We start from the raw sequence: 20,976 nt of genomic DNA, 5'->3' as shown, positions 1-20,976 counted from the left end.
CTAAGCACGTCCGCGATCGTCTCTTGCTCCGCCACTTCCAACTGCGCGAACTCCTTGACCTTCGGGTGCTGCGCCTTCTTCAGGGCGATGCGGCTGGTCTCGAGGGACATCAGGCCAGCCGTCGAGGTGTCGCCGGCGTGCTTGGCCTCCGCCTCGCCCATCGCGGCAGCGGTGTTGCCGCTCTTCTCGGACACTGAACTCGGGCTGTTCTGCGCGAATGCCGAGGCCGCGAGAGTGGGAATTGCAAGGGCAGTCACGACAGCGGTGAGCGCACGGCGGCGGTCCATGGCAGTTCCCTCTCAGAATCGAGCGATCTGGTGGCGCGAACGGCTGTGTTCGGATCTGGTCCACACAGGAGCGCAACCACAGGCATGAGGAAGTTGTTTCTGCTTACCTGCCGCTTCTCGGCGAATGCGTCAGCGTGGCACACGCAGCCACACCACGAATATCTATGGACAACGAGCGGTGTCTGAAGCTCGACTTTGCATGTTTCGGCTCGGCAGTGCGCAAGCAGCGATCGGTACCCGGCAGCTCCGCTTCGCTCGAAACGAAAACCAGATCGGCGCAGCGAGAGGCGGAGTGCCTCTCTGAGGGCGACAGACGCGGTCCGCGCTTTGGAGAATCTAGTCCGGCGTCCGGAAGAGGTAGCTTTCGGAGCGCGGGTGCCGCTCCTCGTCGAGCCCGCGTTGCGGCACCGGTTCCCGCGACCGGATTGGGATCTCCCGCCCCGCTCGCTTCTGCAACAGGCGTTCCAGGTGTCGCTGCCACCCGCCAGACGAGTTCGGCGCCGCGTGCTCGAGGCTCTGCTTCGTCCAGAGCAGATCCAGGATCATGGGGGCGATCCAAGGGCCGCCGATGCCCAGAAAGAACGCCATCGCTCCACTTTCGCTCGCGGCATTGCACGGTTGTCAGCGGGAAAGGATAGAACTCGTTGATGAGATCTCAACTTTTGCGTGTTGGCGGTACATCTATGAGGGTCGTGCTCCGGTTCCGAGCTCGCCATCACGACGGCCTCGCAGCCGACCGGAAAGGAACCGCCTCAACCTGGTAGCGATCCGACCCATACTGTGCAGCAGCCGCCTCAGCAAGACAGGGACGGGGGTTCGGGTGAGCAGCCGAACTGACTCAACTCGCCGAGCCTCACTACAAAGAAGCACGCCGCGGCGAGCCGGGCGGGCCTGGGTCGTGAGTAGGTGCGGATTGAACGAAGAGCCGATGCGCCGGCTTGATTTGTCTGCTCGCTCTTAGTGATCTATCGATGAGGCTTCTTGGCGTGATGTTGAACCCATAGTTCACGCGCTAGCAAATGCATGAATGTTAACCAAATCCAGATTGCGCGAACGATCCTTCTGATACCCTTCGTATCCCATTCCTCGACTATAGCCATAGCTGGAACTTTCGCGCCATGCATAAATCGGTGAGTGTGGTTTAGGCTCGCTGCAAAGCTCTGCCGGAGCAACGGCAACGCGGGATTGGAGTTTCCAGCCGCCGGGGAACTGTCAGGTACAAGACCCAGCAAAATGCCCGCCGCGGCAAACCGGGCGGGTCGATGGTGGGAACGGGATACCTCAATCGCAGGGGATAACTGCAGGTTGCCATCAAAGATTTAATCCGACGGCCCACTCCTCCCGACCACGCGGGGTGCGTGCATGATCTCGGTGGACGTCTCGGCGACCAAGATCACGCAGAAGGTCACTGACGCGGCGATCAAGAGCGGGGAGGCGCTGACCGTCTATGAGGCGGAGCGGCTCGCCGAAACCACGCCTGGCTCGGCCAGCGTGTTGATGAGCCGAGCGAAGAAGATGTATGATCCTGAGATGGGGTGTGACGGGTTGAGCCTGAAGCGTTCGGGCTCTTTCGTCCAGGCCTGAAGGACATGCTCGTTGGGCGAGGCTGCAGACAACGCTCTCTCCCATCTGAAACCACTCAGATAGGGGCCTCACCCTGCAACTGTAATGCTAGGGCGAACCCCTGTCCCTCAAGGCCGCAAGATGGCGCTTCGTTCGGGAGCGTCTCAAGCGCCCTCAGTGCCGCGGCAGGTCCGTCTCCCGGGCGACCACAACCGCTTCGACGAGGCGCGTCAGCCGCCGGATCGAGCCGCCCCGCCAGCCCCGGCGCACCAGCGCCAGCTCGTCCCCGCTCAGGTCCGGCAGCCAGGCCGCCTCGAGCCCGCGGCTTGCCGCGATCCCAGCCAGCACCGGGGCGACGAGCGCCTCGAGATGATGCGCCTCCGGCGCCGGCATCGCGACCGCCCGCAGCCGGTCGAGCAACGGCCCCGGAACGTTGTGCAGGCTGTTGGCGGTCGCTAACCAGGAGATCTGGCTGAGATCGACCTCCGCCTGAAAGGCCGGGTCCGGATAGACCTTTGCCGTCTCCGCCTCCAGCATCGGGAGCAGCGCGTCCCAGAGCCTTCCATAGTCGCTGCGGGTCGCCGCCTTCTCGATCTCGTCGACCAGCATCATCGGATTGGCCACGCCAAAGCGGGCCATCGCCATCAGAGGATGGCAGGGCTCGGCGCTCGCCCAGCGGCGGTCGAGCCCGCCGATGCTGGCGCCGCTGTCGCGCGTGCCGTCCACTCGCCACAGGCCGAGCCCGAGGTGGTGGGCCAGCCGGGCAGCAAGCCGGCTCTTGCCGGCGCCGGGTGGACCGATCAGCACGCTCGGACGCAGGAGCGCGTACGGGCGCCCGACCAGATCCGTCAGCAGGCGGTCGACCGTCGCCACCGCGTACGGGAACTCGAAGACGAGCGCCTTGCGAGCCTGCGTGAGGTCAGGTGTCGGCGCAAGCGGCAGGGCCCTGCCGATGATGCCCTCGTAGCCGCGACAGACGCTCTTGCCCTTGTCGCTGCCGCTCTCCTGCACTCGGGCCACGGCGAGGAGGTGGCCCTCCGGCACCGCGGCGGGTGCGCGGACCTCGGACGCAGCGCCCGACCCGCCGGAGGCCGCCTCGGCTTTGCGCCGCGCCTGGACCTCGCGCAGCAGCCGCTTCTCGAGCGCCAAGCGCCGGCCCATCTCGGCGGCTCGCGCCTGCTCGTCGATCGCCCAGGTCACCCGCTGACCAAAGGCAGGAAGCACCTGCAGGAGGAGCGCTCCGTGGACGAAGGCGTCCTCGTGGCCGCTGGCGATGGTGGCTGCGGCCACGGCGGCCGCACTCGCCTCGGAGGTCAGCGCCAGCAACGCCGCCTCGAGCGCCTCGTTCCAGGCGTCGCGATGGGCGTCGGCATCGATTGCATTCCCATCGTCGGCCTCGTCCGCCTCGTTCGAACTTGAGCGGCGGTCGAGGTCGAGATCGGCCTGCGCGGCGGCGATCGCGACAATGCGGTCCTTGAGGCCTGTGAGGCTCTCGAAATCGGACCACAGCGGCAGGGCGAGCCGCGCCGCGGCGGCGCGGTCGCCGCCGTCGCAGGACAGAAGCGCGACGAGGTCGGCGAGCGCCCGCGCCGCCGGCTGGTCGTGCTCGACCGCGTGGGTGTCGAGCATCCGGATCAGCGCGGTGCGGGCACGCGCGAGGTCGGGATCCTGCCATGACCCGCCGGCCTCGTGAGCCGCCGCAAGCCAGGACGCGGCGAGCGGCGCGGCGGCCGGGGCCAGGGTGCCGATCTCGGCACAGAGGCCGTCGCGTGCCGCCACGAGTCGCAAGGCCGGGTCGAGGCAGAGGCGCAGGCGGCGCGGCAGGGCGGGCAGGAGCAGGGCGCGGGCCACCTCGGGGCTGATCCGCGGCGTGGAGGAGAAGGCCATGATCCGTCCTCCGTCAGCGGCCGGGCGCCAGCGGCGCGGGCGGGCGAGGACCGGAGCGGCGCCATCCGTGGGCGAGGCGCAGGGCGTCGAGGTCGGCCCGGCGCCGCGCCCGCCGGCCGAGCACGTGGACGAGAAGGTCGGCGCAGGCCGGATCGCCGAGGGCGGCGCAGAGCAGGACGGCCGACATCGCCGCCTCGATGTGCTCGGGGCGCACCAAGGTATGGGCGAGCGCCGTCACGGCGGCGCGGACGGCCGCGGCCGGGTCGCCTTGGCTGGCCGATTCCCAGCCGGGTAGGGGGAGAGGCGGCAGGGCCAGCAGGGCGGCGCGCAAGCGGCGCTGGGCGGGCAGGTCGAGCGCCGCGGGCGGCAGGCTGCGCCACCAGGTGAGCGGCGCCTCCGCGAGACTGTCGGGGAGGGGAGTGGCGACACCCGGCGTGCGGGTCGGGTCGAAGTCGGAGAAGGTCATCGGGCAAACCTGGAGAGAGCGTCGGCGAGGGGCACGACGCTGCGGAGATGAGGAGATGAGTGGAGGCGCCGGGCCGGCTTGCAGGCCCGGCGATAGGCGGCTAGCTCCGGTCGGGGGCGGCCCCAGCGTCGAGGCCGAGAGCGGGCACACCGGCGCGCAGGCGGGCGGCGAGGACCGTCGTCACCGCCTCGAGCGCGGCGCCGACCGGCACCTCGAACAGCGCGTCGAGGTCCGCGCCCGTCACGGTGAGGTCGGCGGAGAAACCGCCGCGGCCGTAGACGTCGATCAACACGGCTTGCGCGCTCGCGACCTGGTAGCCGAGGCTGGCGAGAAAGGCCCGGCCCTGCAGTTGCGCCGCCCTCAGCACCCACTCGACCTGATGCCGTTTGCGCATCTCCGACTTGCCGCTCCCGCGCTTGACCTCTGCCAGGATGGCGCGCCGCGTGCTCAGGTCGACCACGACGAGATCGAGGAAGACCGTCTGAGCAACCGCTCCCTGCAGCGCGATCGACATGTCGCGCAGCGCCTCGGGCGATTTGCGGCTCAGCAGCTGCTGGGCCGCGTGGGTGATCGGCATCGCCACGCCGCGCAGGACAAGGTAGCGGCCGCTCTGCTCGAGGACCTCGGCGAGGGCAGCCTCGAGGACGATACCGTGGCGCTTCACGACGGAGGCGAGCACGGAGGCGATCTGCGACAGGTCCGGTCCGAGCAGGGGATCGAGGGCGAAGACGGCGTCGAGAGCGCCATCGACGGCGGTCTCGGCCGCGGCGAGAAGCTCGGGCGAGCAGGCGGTCGCCACGACCGTGACGGGCGCCGGGGGCACCGCGCCGCCGCCGAGCGGCACGGGGATGCGCGCGGCCCCGGCGGCCGATTGAGCGGCGGCGCGCGGCCGGCGCTGTCCGCTGCGGACCGCAGCGGGGTGGGCAACGATGTTCGTCATGGGTCGTCCATCCAGGAGACGCGCGTCCGCGCCTGCGCTACGGCGAGCGGCGCAGCGGTCAGGGTAGTAGAGCCAGGGCGGGAAGCCCGCAGCGGCGTCGCGTCGGTTGCAGGAAAACGGGGCGGCAGCCGCGTCGTTAGACGGGCGGGGCCGCCTCAGCGGTTCGTGCGGGGGGAGGGGATGGGCGACCAGTCCGGCGCGGCGTGGGCGTCGAGATTGCGGAAGGACGGTTTCGCGGGCGGCAGCGAGCCGCTAGAAGGCTGATCAGCCATGGTCTGTATCCTTACTCGATACGGGTCGTGGTCAGGCCAGCGCCGGTGCTGGTAACACCGGTGCCGGCCGCCCCTGGTAAAGGCGGCGCGGCACACGCGGTTGGACTGCCAGGATCGAACCTGGCCCGGGCCCGCCACGTTGGGAAGAGGCATCGCGGGCTCGTCGAGACCCAATTGCTCCCATGGTTAACGCCTGATCTTCGGGATGAGCTCGGCGAAAGGCTCGCGCGGGCGGAGGTTGTCCGCCTCCGCCTGCAGCTTCGTCGCCGATGGCCGCTGCATCGAACGCCATGGTCGAGGTGCTGCGGCGTCTTCCCGCTGCGGGGGTGACCCAGATCGAGAGGGCACGTCTGCGCTGCAGACTTCGTGGAAGGCTAGAACGGGGCGACCGCTCTCGCCTCGGCGCTTGGCCGCAAGGAAGATCGGGCTTTAGCAGAGAATCTCATGCAGCCGTTTGTCATTGGATTGTTCTGATGGCGTTCTGCGACGAATCAATCACTCTTGAATTTTCGAAATTAGCAGTGCTCCTGCACTGTCGATGGCTCATGCGAGGTCTCACGCCTGATGTGAGATGATCCGAGTTGGTCCCGACAAAGCAACTCTGCACGCCTCTCTGGCTGAATGATGCCAATATCACAGCGCTCGAAGAACCGACAGGCCGTTCGACCTCGCGCGACTGCGCTCATGCGTCATGAACCTGATGTTCTCGCAATCCAACCGCCACGACGTTGGCGCTCAGACCACGCGTAACGCGCGTCTCCTTCCAGGAGATGCAGATGGTCGGAGAGGCGACTGTGCTCGAGCCAAGCGAGTGCGGCCTCAAGCTCGGCGAGTGTCAGGGCGCCGCGTGCCTTACCCAGCACGCGCTTGAGCACGGCGTTGTACCGATGAGGCAGGTTGCCGCCGCGCGGGATGCTCAGGTTCGCTTCGTCCTCGACGGCTTGTGCGGAAACGGTGGCTGCGAGCCGCTGTCGCAGCGCTCTCTCAGTCAGAGAGGGGGCTTGCTGCAGGCTGAGGCGGTCCTCCACCGCCGAGCATGGCGAGACAGGCGGCTTAGAACTTGCAGCCTGCAGAGACGAAGTGGGGCGGAGCATAGCGTAACGAAGGCCCACCGCATTGCTCTCTAGGGGGATGATCGAGCACGGCGCCTCGTCGGACCAAGTGACACGCTCCGGTGTCGCTGCGGTGATGCGCCGGCTCGGATGCGATGGCGTGGCGGACCCCTGCTCGTTCTCCAATTCGGCGCGGAAGCGGGCGAATAGCGGATCGTCCGGGTGGAACACGACGGCTCTCTGCTCGGCGTAGGAACCGGCAAATGGGTCGACCCGCGTCGCTCGGGCGATCATCTGCTCGAGCCAGGGTCGTGAGCGGATGTGGGTCAGGGCCGCCACCACGGCGATCTCCGGAGCATCCAGACCCTCGTAGGCCATGGCTACTGTCACCAATACCGCCGGTTCGGGCAGAAGGCGGAATGCAGCGAGTGTTTCGTGAGCGTCTCGCTCGGATGAGGTGGCGAGCCGCACATCGCGCTCAGCTTGTGTGGCCGGCATCCAACTCTGCAGCATGCCGAGATAGTGCCGGGCCCTGGCTTGATCCGGCGCGACCACCAAGAGCTTGCCAAGGCCGCGGGCCGTCTTCGTCGGAGGCATGCCTCTGTCCGCGCGGCGGCGCGCTCGAAGGCGGCGGGTGGCACCGAAGGCTTCCTGGAGAAGATCGCGGGCGAAACCGGTGCGAAGCGCGGTGAAGAGCGCGGGACGCGTCGTGATCCGCACGCCTCCACCAAGGCGGTGTGGCCCGACACGGGCCTGCCCGGCCGCGCGGCCGCCCTCAAGCCAGCTGGCCTCACCATCGAGGGCACCGAAGGTTACGGGTAGAACGCTGCGCTCGGCGAGCGCCTGAGTGCGGGAGTAGCCGATCACGGCCCAGCCCGGCGCATCCGAGTCGATCTGAGGCGTATGCGTGGCGGCAGACGGGTAGTAGGGCAGGCCGAGGATACGTCGCCCATCTGCCCGCTCCAAGGTGCCGGACAGGAGCAAGCGCAGCGATGCGCTCTGGAGGAGCGGCAGCATCGCACGGCTCCAGGCGCCCGCCTCTTCACCCTCTTCACTCCCTTCTCCGATGCCTGCGTTTGGCACCGGCAGGTGATGAACCTCGTCGACCACAAGGAGCGTGCGAAAGCGGCGAAGCTCCCTGAGGTGAAGCTCCGGTGCCGCCCCGATGGCTTGGTAGGTTGTGACGTATCCGGCCAAGCCACGGCTGGGGTCGGGCGCGTTGTCAGCGCTACGTACGCTCCAGTTATGCCCGAGGATTGCTCGCCATTGTGGGTCAGCAAAGACCTCCTCCGCCTGCAAGCGAAGAGAATCGCGGGGCACCACCCAGACAATGCGCTCGACCCGCCCCGCCTCCATCAGGCGGGCAGCGGCGATCACGGGAAGAAGCGATTTGCCGCCGCCTGGCGTCACAGAAGCGAGAATGTCCGTGATGCCCTCGGCCTCACCGCGAGCCATGGCCGCGACAAGCGCGGCGAGCGTTCGCTGATGGGAACGAAGTGGGCGGCCTGTGGCGCTCAAAACACCGCAGCGGATCGGAGAATTGCCATGCCCCTAATCTGCCGCACGAATGCGGCTATGGAAATCCCGTCCGTGCAGCACCGAGTCTCTCATTTCGGACATGGCCACGCCTTTCCCGCGAAAGTTACCGCAACAAGCCTGTGTGGCTGCGGCCGGTGAAGAACGCAGTATCAGCCGTGCTCGCGATCTTTCAGCTTTGCTCAGCCGCGTGCGCCGCGATTGTTAACCTCCTGAAGCACGGGGCGGGTTCCGATCACCTCTTCCGTCATGGACATGGCATTTTGCGCGCTGAAGAGCATGCCGTTCAGCGCGCATTTGAGAGTTCCAGCGTGACCACACCCTCCGCTCGGCCATCTTGAAATGTCGAGGCGCCCATTCTTCAATCTGGCTGCTATGACGAGAGCCGCTGCTCAGGCCGTGATCAATCAGACGTTCCGGCTTGCCACGTGGGCTCTCGTCTTCACAATGTTTGCCGGCTGGGCGCAGTCGCCCGACCAACCAAAATTGACAATTTACACCGCGAGTCAGAAGGAGCAGGTGGCCGCCACAGCCGATGCTGTGGCCCGTCTCCTTCCAGAGGCGAAGATCGAGTGGGTTCGGGCCTCGACGGGCATCATCACCGATCGGGTCATCGCGGAACGAGATCACCCGAAGGCCGACATGATCGTCGGGCTGTCAGCCTCAAGCATGCTCGTCCTCAAGAAGGCGGGTCTGCTCGAAGCGTACAGGCCCGAGGGTGCTGAGGAGCTCAGGTCCTCCTTTCTCGACCCGGTCCAGCCCTACAGCTTCACGGGCATGGACGTGTACTTCCCGGTCATCTGCTTGAACATCGAGCAGGCGAGGCGAGACCGCATCTCAAGTCCCACACTGTGGCGCGATCTGACCGACGCGACCTTCAAGGGTCGTATCGTGATGGCGCATCCGGGGTCATCCGGCACAGGCTACGGGCTGGTGGCGGGCTGGCTGCAGAGCATGGGAGAAGAGGCGGCCTGGGCGTTCATGGATGCCCTGCACGCGAATGTCGCCGTCTACCTGCACACGGGATCTGCACCCTGCCTCGACGTCGCACGTGGCGAGCACTTGATTGGCTTAGGGCTCGACATGCGGGCGGCTGCGGAGAGAGCCCGAGGCGCGCCCATCGAGACGATCGTGCCCCTCGACCGCGTCGGCTGGGATTTGGAAACCTTCGGGATCATCAAGGGTACGTCGCAGCCGGCGCTTGCGAGACGCATCGCCGACTGGGCGACGACTGCCGAAGCCAACGGGATCTACGCGCAGAGCTATTCCATCGTCGCGCACCCCCGCGTGCAGATACCTCCGAGCATCGCACTGTCCCACGCTGAGACGCGCATGGCCAAGGTAAGCCTTCTCTGGATGGCTGAGAACCGCGAGCGCATCATCGCCGAGTGGACGAGGCGGTACGACGCAAAGGCGGCGCCACAATAGAATGCGAAGTCTGAGACGGGATCACGCCGAGGGTTCTCGCGTCGCTCCGCTCTCTGAAGCTTGGTCGGACGCCGCGCAAATGCGCGGCGCTCGTCGAGCCAACACTGCTGCTCGCAGGGGTACTCAGAAGCTATCGGCAGTCTGCTCGAAACGCTGATTTGTCGTCGATCGAGCCTGACACTCGGCTGGCAGCCAGATGGTCGAAGTCGTCCCACCTTTCCAATTCGCCGACACGCACGGAGCTGAGGCCTTCTTGAACTGCGTCCCGAAGATTTCCGTCTAATCCGATGAAATAAATGTCGAAAAGGCGTCTCGCTGCCCATCATATTCGAGGTCAAATGTAATGTACAAGATTATACGAAGTGTCGCTTATTGTTGCCGTGCCACCTTTTCGCCAAAATTAACTTCTGTAAGCTGAGCAATGAAATATCGTGCATCGGGGGACAAATGCCTGAGCTAATGCTGCGCATCATCTGGCGTTTTGTGGCCTCACTGATGAGTGTCGCACCTGTTGCCATTCCAAATAGGGTGCAGTCTAGTCGATCGGGAATGGAAAGTTGAGCCATTTCCTAATACATCGCGCTTTCAACTGATCGCCTCGACGAGAGCATGTTTCGAAGGCATGGTTTGTATTAGAAGTGGATAAGGCAGATAGCTACTTGTACTGATTCTACTGCATACATGCGCGTTAATACAGCCTGCATTCAGTAGAGCGTATTTTGAGTGCGCCGTAGTCTTTCATGCCATTCAGGAACGGCTTCCGATCTCCATTGCGGGCGCAAAGCCGGGATCTTCGTAACTTCCGCAGGAATTCAGTTCTGTCGCGCCTGCGCGTGAGCCTCCCTGAACAAGGATGAGAAATGCCAAAGACGGGAATGTATGTCCTGCAGGGTGTTACGCCCTCGCAGATCGCGGCGGCGCCGTTCGACGTGAAGGTCATCGACATCTACAATGACGCCGGCCAGACGTTCACGCCCGCTGAGGTCAAGCAGATGGGCGGCGGGCCGGGCAACGCGCTGCTGCTCGGCTACTTCAGCATCGGCGAGGCCGAGACCTACCGGGATTATTTCAAGACAATTCCGTCCGCCGCCCTGGGGCCCGAGAATCCGCAGTGGAAAGGCAACTACGAGGTCGCCTTCTGGACACCCGAGTGGAAGGCGGTCGCCACGGCCTACATCGACCGGATGCTGGCTGCCGGCTACGACGGCGTCTACTTCGACGTCGTCGACGAGTATCAGACGTCTTGGGCCAAGAGCCACGCGCCGGGAGGGGCTGCCGGCGCCGAGCAGGCGATGGTCGATCTCATCAAGTACCTGCGCGACTATGCTCAGGTCAAACACCCAGGCTTCAAGGTGTGGGTGAACAATGCCGAGGAGCTTCTGACCCATCCCGGCTACCTCGACACGGTCGACGGGATGTTCAAAGAGAATCTGTTCTACACCGATAGCGGGCAGAAGCAGCCTGCCTCGGAGACCAGCTACAGCATGGGCCTCCTTCAGAAGGCGATCAACGCCGGCAAGGACGTCATCAGCATCGAGTACGTCACGGGCGCGCAGAAGGTCGCCGACGTTCACGCCCTCAACGACAAGTACGGTCTCAGCAGCTACGTGGCCGATCTCGACCTGAATGGCGTCGACACCGAGGGCGTCCGCCCGGGACAGGTGATCCATGACGACGGCCTCGGCGCGACACAGCCTTCAGCGCCGGCGCCGGCTCCGTTGATCGCGCCGCCGGCCGAGCCTGAGCCGGAGCAGCCTCATGCTCAGGCGGCGCCCTCCAGCAAGGACGGCGGCGAGGTGAGCGCGTCCTACCGCTTCTACGACGCGAGCACGGGTGGCCACTTCTACACGACGAGCACGGCCGAGAAGGCGCAGATCCTCAAGACGCTGCCGAGCTACCAGTACGAGGGCGTCGGCTGGGCAACGCCCCAGGACGGCCCGAACACCATCGACGTGTTCCGCTTCTACGACACCAAGACCGGCCAGCACTTCTTCACCACCGACGCGGCCGAGCGCGACACCATCCTGAAGACGCTGCCGAGCTACCACTACGAGGGCGTGGCCTTCGAGGCCTATGCCAGCGCGGCCGCGGCAGGGGCGGGCGGCGTGACGCTCGAGCGCTTCTACAACACGCAGACGGGCCTGCATCACTACACGGCCAACGCCGCCGAGGCGGCGGCCATCAACCAGGGTTCGGCCGGGCCGGGCTGGGTCGACGAGGGCCACGCCTTCACCGTCCACATCCCCACCGGCGGCATGCTCCATTCCTGAGAGCTGAGGCACCGGGTCCGGCGAAGCCGCTTGCGTCGTCGATGCCGCGCTCATCTCTCATTCTCTGAGACATCGGCTTCGGCGTTTTGGACCAGAATTGACTGCTCGACCCCGTAGCGGGCGGTGCGGTCGGCGCCGTCGCCCTCCTGCACGGTGCCGGCGCGCTCCCGGCAGCGCATCTGGCGCCTCGAACGATCATGGGACGGGATCGGCGCCGCTCGGCGGCGAACCCAGATCTGCCATGAACGTTACTGCTCCCGTTGCGCGAGGAATCTCGAGATGCAGCCAAGCAGACGATGCCGGGCCTTAGGCGTTCATGATGACGAGCGTGCTGGTTCGGTCTCCGGACATCGAGCCGACGCATGGGACGCCCTCGGCGCCGACGCGGCAGGGCATCGTTTCGACGGGCTGCATCGGGAGCGCTACATGTGTATCGCGACCGTCACGCAGGTCTCGCTTTCGGTGGCGGCTGTGCCGCGTGCGATCGCGGCTGCCCGATGACGGAGAATGCCCTCACCCTCGAGAGCCTTCGGAACCTGCCGCTTCCGATGCCCGAAAAGGGCAGCAAGGAGGAGCGCGGTACCGTCCTCGTGCTCGGCGGCTCGGTCGAGGTTCCCGGGGCAGCCCTGTTGGCGGGGAATGCGGCCCTCCGAGCCGGTGCCGGACGGATTCGGATCGCGACCGTCGGCAGGGCGGCCATGCCCCTGGGGCTCGCTTTGCCCGAAGCACGGGTCGTCGGGCTTGCCGAGGCGGAGGACGGCGGTATCGATCCAGTGCGCGCGGGCGGCCGCGTCACGGCGCTCGCGCAACGGTGCGACGCGATCCTGATCGGACCGGGCCTGAGCGCCGGCGACGGGACGTCCGCCCTGACTCTTTCCCTGCTGCCGGGTGAGCCGCCGACGACCTTCGTCCTCGATGCGGGAGCCATCTCTGGGCTCGGTGCTCATGCGGAGACCGTCCGGTCCTGCGGAGGGCGTGCCGTCATCACCCCGCATGCCGGCGAGATGGCGCAGCTCCTCAACGTCGGCAGGGACGAGGTCGAGGCGGATCCGCTCGCCGCGGCGCGCAGGGCAGCGGACCTGCTCGGCTGCATCGTGATCATGAAGGGCGCGAGAAGCTGGATCGTCGATCCGGACGGCGAGCGATGGCTCTACGCCGGCGGCGGCGTCGGGCTGGCGACGTCCGGCTCGGGCGATGCGCTGTCCGGCATCCTCGCGGGCCTGCTGGCACGCCGAACCGGCGCGCTGGCGGCGGCGCTCTGGGCGGTCTGCCTGCACGGCGAGGCCGGGCGGCGGCTCTCCTGCAGGGTCGGGCCACTCGGTTTCCTCGCCCGCGAGATCGCGGACGAGGTGCCCGCCATCCTCCGCGAGGTGGCGTCGGAGCCGACGTCGTGAGCGGAGCGGGACCGACCCTCGAGGGCGCGAGATGGGAGCGCGACAGCCGTCGATGGTTCGGCCGCTCCTGAGGCGGGATCAGCACCGGCTCTCGCAGGGTTGAGGCGGAAAAGGCCCTGACGAGTCGTTCCCGATGGCCATCCAGACTGAACGGAATCGGCGCCGGGCGTCGGCAGCCACGTTCCCGCCGCCTCAGCCGAGTGGATTGGCGCCGGCGCTCGCGCGCAACATCCGGGCGCTCCAGGAGCGCCGCAGCCAGGAAGAGCGGAAGGCCTCCCGTCAGGAGCGCGTCGCCGAGGCGATCACGCGCTTCACCGGCAGCATGGCCTTCGTCTACCTGCACGTCGTGCTGTTCGGGTTCTGGATCCTCGTGAACGCCGGCCTGCTGCCGCTGCTGCCGAAGTGGGACGCGTCCTTCGTGATCCTCGGCACCTCGGCCTCGGTCGAGGCGATCTTCCTCTCGACCTTCGTGCTGATCAGCCAGAACCGCATGGCAGGGGCGGCCGACAAGCGGGCCGACCTCGACCTGCAGATCAGCCTCCTGGCCGAGCACGAGGTGACCAAGCTGGTCACCCTGGTCTCGGCGATCACGGACCATCTCGGCATCGAGACGGAGGCGGACGACGAAGTCGGCGAGCTTCGGCGGGATGTCGCGCCAGACGCCGTGCTCGACGAGATCGAGCGGAGCGGCCGCACCTGAGGCATCCGGCTGTCACCGGCCGGGAGGCGAAACCCGGCGCGAAGCGTCAGGCCGCCGCGTCCGTGCGCGGATCGAACGCCTTCGCCGAGGCGGACCGAGCGAGAGTCGCCAGAAGGTCGGTCTGCGTGATCACGCCGAGGACCGTCCGGTCGGGGGCGGTGACGACGATGGCGTGGGTCCGTCCGTCCGTGAGCGTCGGGACCAGGCTGGACGCCGGCTCATCGAGTGAGGCGGTTCTGGCCTCCGACATCGCCTCCGCGAGGCCGCCCACGTCCCGCAGCGCGAGTTCCCGCAGGCCGACGGTGCCCGCCAGCCGGCCGCTCGCATCGACCACCGGCAGCGTCCGGATGTTGTGCGCGAGCAGCAGGTCCCGGGCTCGCTCGGTGCCGCCGTCGAGGCCGATCGTCACCACGTCCCGCGACATCACCTCGCCGCAGGTGAGATCGCCGTGCGCCCGGGCAAGCGCATTCAGTTCGACCTGCTGCAGGAGCCGGTCGAGGTCCGAGCGGTCGATGTCCAGCGTCTCGTTGAGCATGACCAGCGCGGCGTCGACATCCTCTGGCTTGAACCCGACGCGGATCGGCGCCGGAAGGTCGCTCGTCCCGTGCGTGTTCACCGGCGCCGCGGCGGGCACGTGCGGATAGTTGCGGCGGGAGATCTTGTGGAACGCGATGCCGAGCGCGACCAGGATCACCGAGTTGAGGCAGACCGGGAACAGCGGGAACCAGTAGCCCGCCGACGTGACGGCCGGTCCGCCGATGAGCGCCGTCAGAGCCGCCGCGCCTCCGGGCGGGTGGAGCGAGCGCGTGACCGACATCGCCGCAATCGCGAGCGAGACGCCGACGCCGATCGCGACCACGGGATCCGGAATGAGATGAGCCGCGAAGACGCCCACGAAGGCCGAGATCGTGTTGCCGCCGATGACCGGCCACGGCTGGGCGAGCGGGCTTGCCGGCACGGCGAAGAGAAGCACCGCGGATGCGCCCATGGGCGCGACGATGAGCGGGATGTGCGGTCCTTCGCCGAAGAACCAGCCGCAGATCAGCCCCGTCAGCGTGATGCCGACCAAGGCTCCCAGGCAGGCGATGAGGCGCTCGCGCAGGGTCGCACCCGCGAGGATCGGCCGGAACAGGCGAAAGCCGGGAACGCGTCCGGTTCGGCCTGACGGGGCGGTGGATGCCGGCATACGAGAGCTCGCTTCTCCGCTGAAGGAAACTGTCGACCTGAAGCGTGAGGCGCTCCAACTCGCGGGCCGCGACGGCGGCGCTGCGGACATCGCGTGCGGGGAAGCTTTGGAGGAGGCTACCCGCGCACCGAGGTTCGGAAGCCCGCTGCGGATCGGCCTTCCGCAAAGGTACATCTCACATGAACCTTATATGCCTCCACGTCCGGGTCTGCAACTCTGGTATGCAGTATGCCTAAACGGCGGGCGCCTCGCGGCCCCGAGTATCGTCGACAGAGGGGCCTGCGCGGAAGGCTTCTACGTACGGATTTCGCAGGCTCAGCCGGACCTTGCCTGCGCTGTGGCACGCTCTCTGCTTCCCTCGGAGCATCTTCAGGCATCCGCGCCGGCGCTCAGGGCTTCTGAGTTGCAGGTGCTGACGATGCAGCCGGGATGTGAGGGCAATGGCAGCGCAGCGTCGCCGAGAGGCAGGTCGAGCGGACCCGATCGTATCCATCCTGCACTCGGTGTGCTGGCATACCCTCCTCGTCGTTGGCTGCTACGGTGCCGCCGTCGCCGTGGCTCAGCTGATCCTGTTCCTCAGGGAGGGGCATTACTCCGGAACGGCCTGTGCCTTCTACCAAGGGATCAGCGGCAATTCCGGCTGCTATGCGTACGCGGCGAACCCGGCATATGGCCGAGGCGTCGTGGACTACGCGCTGACCGAGGTCGACATGCTCGCGGCGGCCGGTCTCGCGATGTGCGCACTGGCCGGAGCGGGGATCATCCTCGACGCGATCAGCTGCAGGTCCGATCTCAGAACCTCCGATGCGCACTCCTGAAGCCGGTCCGCAGGACGACTCATGTGCGCCGGTGAGCGGCGACGGCAAGCCTGGGCACGAACCTGTGCCAGATCTCCCGCGGTCGCGAGGCTGACGCTCGCCCCATTCTCAGGGCCAGAGGAGCCCGCAGATCACGACGGCGGTATCGAGCGCGATCACCGTGTATACGAAGCCCAGAGCGGCTGTATCGGTATCTATTTGTTGGCGCAGTGCTCGAACAGCAGCCATGGCCGCCTCCTGAGTGAGAGCACATCAAAGCAGCCTCGGAATCGGGAATAAATAGCTTCGTTCGGGTATACTCCTTTTTGGCTCGCGCGATCTCACCGCTCGATGATCCAGGTCAGGCCGAGGGCGACCGCTCCGTGGCCGAACAGCTTCCCGGCGCAGACGAGGGGCAGGAACAGGCGGAAGTCGGCCCGGAGCAGGCCGGCGATCACCGTGATGGCATCCCCGAAAGTGGGCAGCCAGCACAGGGCGAGTGCCCAGACGCCGTACCGGTCGAACCAGGCCGAAGCCCGGTCCAGGGTCCTGCGGGGTAGAGGAAACCACCTGCGGTCCGCCAAGCCGGCGACGTTGCGGCCGACGAGGTAGTTCACCGTGGCGCCCAGGACGTTCGCACCGACGGCAACGGCGAGCAGCGCGGGCGGAAAGCCGGCTCGCGCGGCCATGAGGCCGGCCATCGCCATCTCGGACGATCCCGGCAGGAACGGCAGGAAAGTGCCCGCGATGAGCGAGGTGACGAACAGCCCGAGATAGGCTTGGTAAGCATCCACCCGGTCTGCCTCCTCGGAGCGGCGACGCGATCACGGCGGCATCATACCGCGCACCTGCGTCCAGCTGCGCGCCCTGACCGGTGCCCATCCGCAGTGCGAAGCGCACGGCGCTCGGTCTCGCGCGAGCGCGCCACGACCTTCGAGCCAGGTACGGCCTCGGACCTGCGGAGCCGGATCGTGGGTTCACTCCGGCGGAAAGCTTGCCCCGCAGCGGAGTCGCGATGCCCACGAGCAGAGGTCGGAAACGTGCGCCAGTCCCCCAACTCGATCAGGCTCTGCCGCTCTCTCCTCTCGGAGCCCTCGCCGTCGCGCTCCTCGAACGGGTGGGACCCGACAAGCCGCTGATCCACGTGGCGCGCGACCTGCGCCGCCTGGACGATCTCGCCGAGGCCCTGCGGGCGCTCGCCCCCGGATGCAGCGTGGCGATCTACCCCGAATGGGATTGCCTGCCCTACGACCGCGCCTCTCCGTCCCGCGGCGCCATGGGCGCGCGCACGGGCGTGCTGCGCTGGCTCACGGACCCGGCGAACCTGCCGGACTTCGTGCTCACCACCGCGCCGGCCCTGATCCAGCGCGTGCCGCCGCCCGAGACCTGGGCCACGGCCCGTCTGGAGATCCGGGTGGGCGACGCGCTCGATCCCGACGCGGCCATCGCGGATCTGCAGCGCCTTGGCTACGTCCTCGACGACCGGGTCGACGAGCCGGGCGAGGTCGCGATCCGCGGGCGGGTCATCGACCTGTTTCCCGCTGCCGCTCCGAAGCCTTGCCGGATCGAGCGCGACGATGTGCGCGTCACCGCGATCCGCTCCTACGATCCGGTCTCGCAGCGCTCCCTGACCGACGCCGAGGTGCTCGTCGTCGATCCGGCCACCGAGATCATCCTGGCGCCGGGCGCGGACGAGACGCTCAGGCCCTTTACCGGCCAGGAGCACGAACTTCCCCGCTACTACCCCGATCTTAGGACGCTCTTCGACTACGTTCCCGGCGCGCGCGTGGTCATGGAGGCCGAGGCCGAGGCGCGCGCCGAGGCCTTCTTCGAGCAGATCAGAGAGGGGCGGGAGAGTGCCGCGCGGCTCGCGGAGGGGCACGCGGACGCGGCGCGGAACCAGGGGGAGCGGCTCTACCAGACGCCGCAGGAATGGTCCTCCCTTCTGGCCGACCGGGAGGTCCTCGCCGCCGAGGAGCGGGAGGGTGCGGCCGTGCCGGTCTTCGCCCGCGAGCGGCGGCCGGGGACGGCCTTCGCGCGCTACCTGCGCGAGCGCCGGGAGGCCGGCGATCGGATCCTGCTGGCGAGCCCGAGGCGCACCCTCCGCCGGATGGCCCGGGAGGCGGTCTCGGCACTGGGTCACAAGCTGCAGCGAGCCGGGTCCTGGGCCGCCTTCCTGAGGGCTGAGCCCGGCCAAGTTCTCGCCCTGGAAGCGCCGCTCGAGGCCGGCTTCCGCCTGCCGGAGGCGCAGGCCACCGTCATCGCCGCGGCCGACCTCCTGGGGCCTCAGGCGAGCACCGGCGCGAGCGCCGCCGCCACGGCGCTGCCGATCGGCGAGGTCGAACTGCGTCTCGGCGACGTCGCCATCCACGAGGATCACGGCCTGTGCGTCTTTGAGGGCTTGGAGCCCGTGGCCGGCCCCGAGGGACAGACGGAGGATGCCGTGCGCCTCCGCTTCGCCGACGGCGCGGTTCTGATGGCGCCGGCCAGCCGAGCCGAACGGATCTGGCGCTACGGCTCGGAGGCGGACGCCGTGAGCCTCGATCGTCTGGAGGGTGGGAGCTGGGAAAGGCGCCGGGCAGGCGTCGCGGAGGCCGTCGCCCGGACCGCCACGGTGATGCTGGAGCTTGCCGAGACGCGGCAGCGGGCGCGAGCAGAGGTTCTGGTCCCGCCCGCGCGCGACATGGAGCGCTTCGCCGCCGGCTTCGGCTTCGCGCTGACGCCCGATCAGGCAGGTGCCATCGACGCCGTGCTCGCCGATCTCGCGTCCGGCCGTCCGATGGACCGGCTGGTCTGCGGCGATGTCGGCTTCGGCAAGACCGAGGTGGCACTGCGGGCCGCGGCCGCCGCCCTGTTCGCCGGGAGGCAGGTCGTCGTCGCGGCGCCGACCACCGTGCTGGTTCGCCAGCACGTGCAGACCTTCCAGCGCCGGTTCGCCCGCTTCGGCATCACGGTGGCGCAGCTGTCGCGGCTCGTCCCGGCCGCGGAAGCCCGGCGCGTGAAGGCGGGCCTCGCCGACGGGTCCATCCGCCTCGTCGTCGGCACGCACGCGCTGGCGGCCCGCGGCGTCCGCTTCGACGATCTCGGCCTCGTGGTCATCGACGAGGAGCAGCGCTTCGGGGCGAAGCAGAAGGCCCGGCTCCGCGATCTCGGGCAGCGGACGCACGTGCTGACGCTCACCGCCACGCCGATCCCCCGCACCCTGCAGACGGCGCTCGTCGGCCTCCAGGACCTCAGCGTGATCGCCACGCCGCCCGTCGTTCGCCAGCCGACCCGCACCCTCATAGCGCCCCTGGCGCCGGACACGGTGCGGGCCGCCCTGCTGCGCGAGCACCGCCGCGGCGGCCAGAGCTTCGTCGTCTGCCCCCGCATCGCCGACATCGCGCCGATGGACGGTCGGCTGCGGGACATCGCCCCCGAGCTGCGGATCCTCGTGGCGCACGGCGACCTCGACCCGGCCGAGATGGACGCGACCCTGGTCGCCTTCGCGGACGGCGAGGGCGACGTGCTCCTGGCGACCAACATCATCGAGAGCGGCCTCGACGTGCCGCGCGCCAACACCATGCTGGTCTGGCGCCCGGAGCGGTTCGGCCTCAGCCAGCTCCACCAGCTGCGCGGCCGGGTCGGCCGCGGCCAGCGCCGGGGCGTGACATACCTTTTGGCCGATCCGGACAAGCCCATGACGGCGGCGGCCGAGAAGCGCCTGCGCACGCTGGAAGCGCTCGACCGGCTCGGGGCCGGGTTCGCGATCAGCGCGCGCGACCTCGACCTGCGCGGCGCGGGCGACCTCGTCGGCGAGGATCAGGCCGGGCACGTCCGGCTGATCGGGCTCGGCCTGTACCAGCACCTGCTCCAGCAGGCTCTGCGGTCCGCGCGCGGCGAGCCTGTCGAGGAGGGCCGGCCGGAGATTGCCCTGGGACTCGCGGGCCACGTGCCGGAGAGCTACGTGCCCGAACCGGAACTGCGCTTCGACCTCTACGCGCGGGTCGCGCGCCTGCGGACCGGTGGCGAGGCCGAGGCGCTCCGGGACGAGATCGAGGACCGTTTCGGTCCCTTGCCGGAGCCTGTCGCCGAGCTGATCACCCTCGCCGACCTGCGCGTGACCTGCGCGGAGATCGGGATCGAGCGTCTGCAGGGCGGAGCGCGCGGGCTCGCCGCCGATTTTCGCCCCGGACGCATCGACAGGCTGAAGCTGAACGGACGCGAGATCGAGCGACGCGACCGCCGATTGATCCTGCAGCAGGATCTGCCGGACCCCGCTCAGCGCGCCCGGCTGGCGGCGACGTTTCTGAAGGCGTTGCGCAACGCGAGACCGGAATACGACCTCTGATTGCAGGCACGATGTGCAGGACGGCGACGGTGGAGCCGGGATCGTTCGTCGCAGCAGGAACATATGCCGAGTGGGCCCGGTTCCGGCAGGAGCGCTCAGGCTCCGTTTTACAACCCTGAGTGCATATCTCTCACTCCGGAGCCCACGTATGCATCGTCGTGAATTCCTCTACGGCATGCTGACCGCGACCGCCGCGCTGGCGGTCACGCGCACGGCCATCGCCCAGACCACGCCGGCCGGCGCCATCCCGACGCCCGTCTACCTCAACATGGCGACGAAGGGTGGCCTCTTCCTGGAGAACACCGCGCGGGACGCCAATGCGAAGACCGGCAACCCGCGCCTCAAGCAGTTTACCCGCGCGGAGGTGGTCGAGCAGGTGACGCTCGCCAACAAGATCGACGGCTACACCGGCGGCCCGGCTCCGGTCGCGGCGGGCGGGCCGCCCGGTCCCGGTGGCCTCGTCGGCGGCCTGGTCGGGGCGCCGCTCGCGGTGGCCGGCGGCGTTGCCGGTGCGGCGGTCGGGGCGGTCGGCGGTGCGGTCGGCGCCCCGCCGCCCGGCGGCATGACGTCCGACGAGCAGAAGGCCCAGATCCTCGGCCAACTCTCCGGCATGCAGCCGGGGCCGCAACACGACGCGATGTTCGTGAACGCGTCGCTTCAGGGACACCGCGAGGCTCTGGCGATCCACGGCTCCTACGCCCAGAGCGGCGAGGACCCGGGCCTGCGCCGGATCGCACGCGGCGCGCTGCCCCTCATCAACCTCCACATCTCTCAGCTCTCGCGGATGCAGGGGATGATGGGTCGGCAGCAGGGCTGAGGTCGAGCCGGACCGCGCGTCGGGTCGGGAGCATCGCGCTGTGCTCCCGGT

16 protein-coding genes are annotated in these 20,976 nt (G+C 68.1%); 8 read left to right on the top strand and 8 right to left on the bottom strand.

Annotated features, from left to right (window positions below):
* A partial coding sequence (locus MOX02_RS16450) for a DUF4142 domain-containing protein (protein WP_147026874.1) occupies positions 1-287 on the bottom strand: 287 nt, incomplete at its 3' end.
* Positions 288-623: 336 nt separating this feature from the next.
* A complete protein-coding gene (locus MOX02_RS16445; protein WP_147026873.1) occupies positions 624-875 on the bottom strand; it encodes a hypothetical protein in 252 nt (83 codons plus the stop codon).
* Positions 876-1,649: 774 nt separating this feature from the next.
* Here MOX02_RS16445 and MOX02_RS16440 point away from each other — a divergent pair.
* Positions 1,650-1,871 (top strand): hypothetical protein, encoded by a 222-nt coding sequence (locus MOX02_RS16440; RefSeq protein ID WP_147026872.1) that lies wholly within the window; start codon positions 1,650-1,652, stop codon positions 1,869-1,871.
* Positions 1,872-2,024: 153 nt separating this feature from the next.
* Here the strand turns inward: MOX02_RS16440 and MOX02_RS32205 are convergent, their stop codons facing one another.
* From MOX02_RS32205 to MOX02_RS16420, 4 genes are all read right to left on the bottom strand, one after another.
* Positions 2,025-3,737, bottom strand: coding sequence for an AAA family ATPase (locus MOX02_RS32205; protein WP_238178717.1), 1,713 nt, complete (start codon positions 3,735-3,737; stop codon positions 2,025-2,027).
* Between the two features lie 13 nt (positions 3,738-3,750).
* Complete coding sequence (locus tag MOX02_RS16430) at positions 3,751-4,203, bottom strand: hypothetical protein (RefSeq protein WP_147026871.1); 453 nt, start codon at positions 4,201-4,203, stop codon at positions 3,751-3,753.
* 100 nt (positions 4,204-4,303) lie between these two features.
* The gene (locus MOX02_RS16425; protein ID WP_147026870.1) at positions 4,304-5,143 is read right to left on the bottom strand and encodes a hypothetical protein; all 840 of its coding nucleotides are present in this window, start codon (positions 5,141-5,143) and stop codon (positions 4,304-4,306) included.
* A gap of 961 nt (positions 5,144-6,104) precedes the next feature.
* Entirely contained in the window at positions 6,105-7,922 is a 1,818-nt protein-coding gene (locus MOX02_RS16420; protein WP_238178715.1) for a DEAD/DEAH box helicase, read from the bottom strand.
* A gap of 480 nt (positions 7,923-8,402) precedes the next feature.
* Here MOX02_RS16420 and MOX02_RS16415 point away from each other — a divergent pair, with 480 nt between their 5' ends.
* The 4 genes from MOX02_RS16415 to MOX02_RS16400 all read left to right on the top strand — a co-directional run bounded on the left by MOX02_RS16415 (position 8,403) and on the right by MOX02_RS16400 (position 13,795).
* The gene (locus MOX02_RS16415; RefSeq protein ID WP_238178713.1) at positions 8,403-9,431 is read left to right on the top strand and encodes an ABC transporter substrate-binding protein; all 1,029 of its coding nucleotides are present in this window, start codon (positions 8,403-8,405) and stop codon (positions 9,429-9,431) included.
* Positions 9,432-10,291: 860 nt separating this feature from the next.
* Positions 10,292-11,701, top strand: coding sequence for an endo alpha-1,4 polygalactosaminidase (locus MOX02_RS16410; RefSeq protein WP_147026868.1), 1,410 nt, complete (start codon positions 10,292-10,294; stop codon positions 11,699-11,701).
* Between the two features lie 497 nt (positions 11,702-12,198).
* Positions 12,199-13,095 carry an NAD(P)H-hydrate dehydratase gene (locus MOX02_RS16405; protein ID WP_147026867.1) on the top strand — a complete coding sequence of 299 codons (897 nt, stop codon included), beginning with the start codon at positions 12,199-12,201 and terminating at the stop codon, positions 13,093-13,095.
* Between the two features lie 133 nt (positions 13,096-13,228).
* Entirely contained in the window at positions 13,229-13,795 is a 567-nt protein-coding gene (locus MOX02_RS16400; RefSeq protein WP_147026866.1) for a DUF1003 domain-containing protein, read from the top strand.
* 46 nt (positions 13,796-13,841) lie between these two features.
* Here MOX02_RS16400 and MOX02_RS16395 read toward each other — a convergent pair whose 3' ends face one another.
* Complete coding sequence (locus MOX02_RS16395) at positions 13,842-14,981, bottom strand: HPP family protein (RefSeq protein ID WP_174804937.1); 1,140 nt, start codon at positions 14,979-14,981, stop codon at positions 13,842-13,844.
* A gap of 440 nt (positions 14,982-15,421) precedes the next feature.
* Here MOX02_RS16395 and MOX02_RS16390 point away from each other — a divergent pair, with 440 nt between their 5' ends.
* On the top strand, positions 15,422-15,799 hold the full coding sequence (locus tag MOX02_RS16390) for a hypothetical protein (RefSeq protein ID WP_147026865.1): 378 nt from the start codon (positions 15,422-15,424) through the stop codon (positions 15,797-15,799).
* 320 nt (positions 15,800-16,119) lie between these two features.
* Here MOX02_RS16390 and MOX02_RS16385 read toward each other — a convergent pair whose 3' ends face one another.
* On the bottom strand, positions 16,120-16,572 hold the full coding sequence (locus MOX02_RS16385; protein WP_238178712.1) for a YqaA family protein: 453 nt from the start codon (positions 16,570-16,572) through the stop codon (positions 16,120-16,122).
* Positions 16,573-16,793: 221 nt separating this feature from the next.
* Here MOX02_RS16385 and MOX02_RS16380 point away from each other — a divergent pair, with 221 nt between their 5' ends.
* On the top strand, positions 16,794-20,108 hold the full coding sequence (locus tag MOX02_RS16380) for a DEAD/DEAH box helicase (protein ID WP_147026864.1): 3,315 nt from the start codon (positions 16,794-16,796) through the stop codon (positions 20,106-20,108).
* 148 nt (positions 20,109-20,256) lie between these two features.
* A complete protein-coding gene (locus tag MOX02_RS16375; RefSeq protein WP_147026863.1) occupies positions 20,257-20,925 on the top strand; it encodes a DUF4142 domain-containing protein in 669 nt (222 codons plus the stop codon).
* Positions 20,926-20,976 lie beyond the last annotated feature (51 nt).

It is taken from the genome of Methylobacterium oxalidis, from assembly GCF_007992195.1.
GTDB classification, from domain to species: domain Bacteria; phylum Pseudomonadota; class Alphaproteobacteria; order Rhizobiales; family Beijerinckiaceae; genus Methylobacterium; species Methylobacterium oxalidis.
This window is presented reverse-complemented; position numbering and strand designations above follow the sequence as displayed.

Bases quoted from the DNA above. Each gene is read 5' to 3' on its own strand.
- MOX02_RS16395 (WP_174804937.1), bottom strand. From the start codon at position 14,981: ATGCCGGCATCCACCGCCCCGTCAGGCCGAACCGGACGCGTTCCCGGC.
- MOX02_RS16410 (WP_147026868.1), top strand. From the start codon at position 10,292: ATGCCAAAGACGGGAATGTATGTCCTGCAGGGTGTTACGCCCTCGCAG.
- MOX02_RS16430 (WP_147026871.1), bottom strand. From the start codon at position 4,203: ATGACCTTCTCCGACTTCGACCCGACCCGCACGCCGGGTGTCGCCACT.
- MOX02_RS16400 (WP_147026866.1), top strand. From the start codon at position 13,229: ATGGCCATCCAGACTGAACGGAATCGGCGCCGGGCGTCGGCAGCCACG.
- MOX02_RS16425 (WP_147026870.1), bottom strand. From the start codon at position 5,143: ATGACGAACATCGTTGCCCACCCCGCTGCGGTCCGCAGCGGACAGCGC.
- MOX02_RS16375 (WP_147026863.1), top strand. From the start codon at position 20,257: ATGCATCGTCGTGAATTCCTCTACGGCATGCTGACCGCGACCGCCGCG.
- MOX02_RS16405 (WP_147026867.1), top strand. From the start codon at position 12,199: ATGACGGAGAATGCCCTCACCCTCGAGAGCCTTCGGAACCTGCCGCTT.
- MOX02_RS16390 (WP_147026865.1), top strand. From the start codon at position 15,422: ATGGCAGCGCAGCGTCGCCGAGAGGCAGGTCGAGCGGACCCGATCGTA.
- MOX02_RS32205 (WP_238178717.1), bottom strand. From the start codon at position 3,737: ATGGCCTTCTCCTCCACGCCGCGGATCAGCCCCGAGGTGGCCCGCGCC.
- MOX02_RS16380 (WP_147026864.1), top strand. From the start codon at position 16,794: ATGCCCACGAGCAGAGGTCGGAAACGTGCGCCAGTCCCCCAACTCGAT.
- MOX02_RS16420 (WP_238178715.1), bottom strand. From the start codon at position 7,922: ATGGCTCGCGGTGAGGCCGAGGGCATCACGGACATTCTCGCTTCTGTG.
- MOX02_RS16445 (WP_147026873.1), bottom strand. From the start codon at position 875: ATGGCGTTCTTTCTGGGCATCGGCGGCCCTTGGATCGCCCCCATGATC.
- MOX02_RS16440 (WP_147026872.1), top strand. From the start codon at position 1,650: ATGATCTCGGTGGACGTCTCGGCGACCAAGATCACGCAGAAGGTCACT.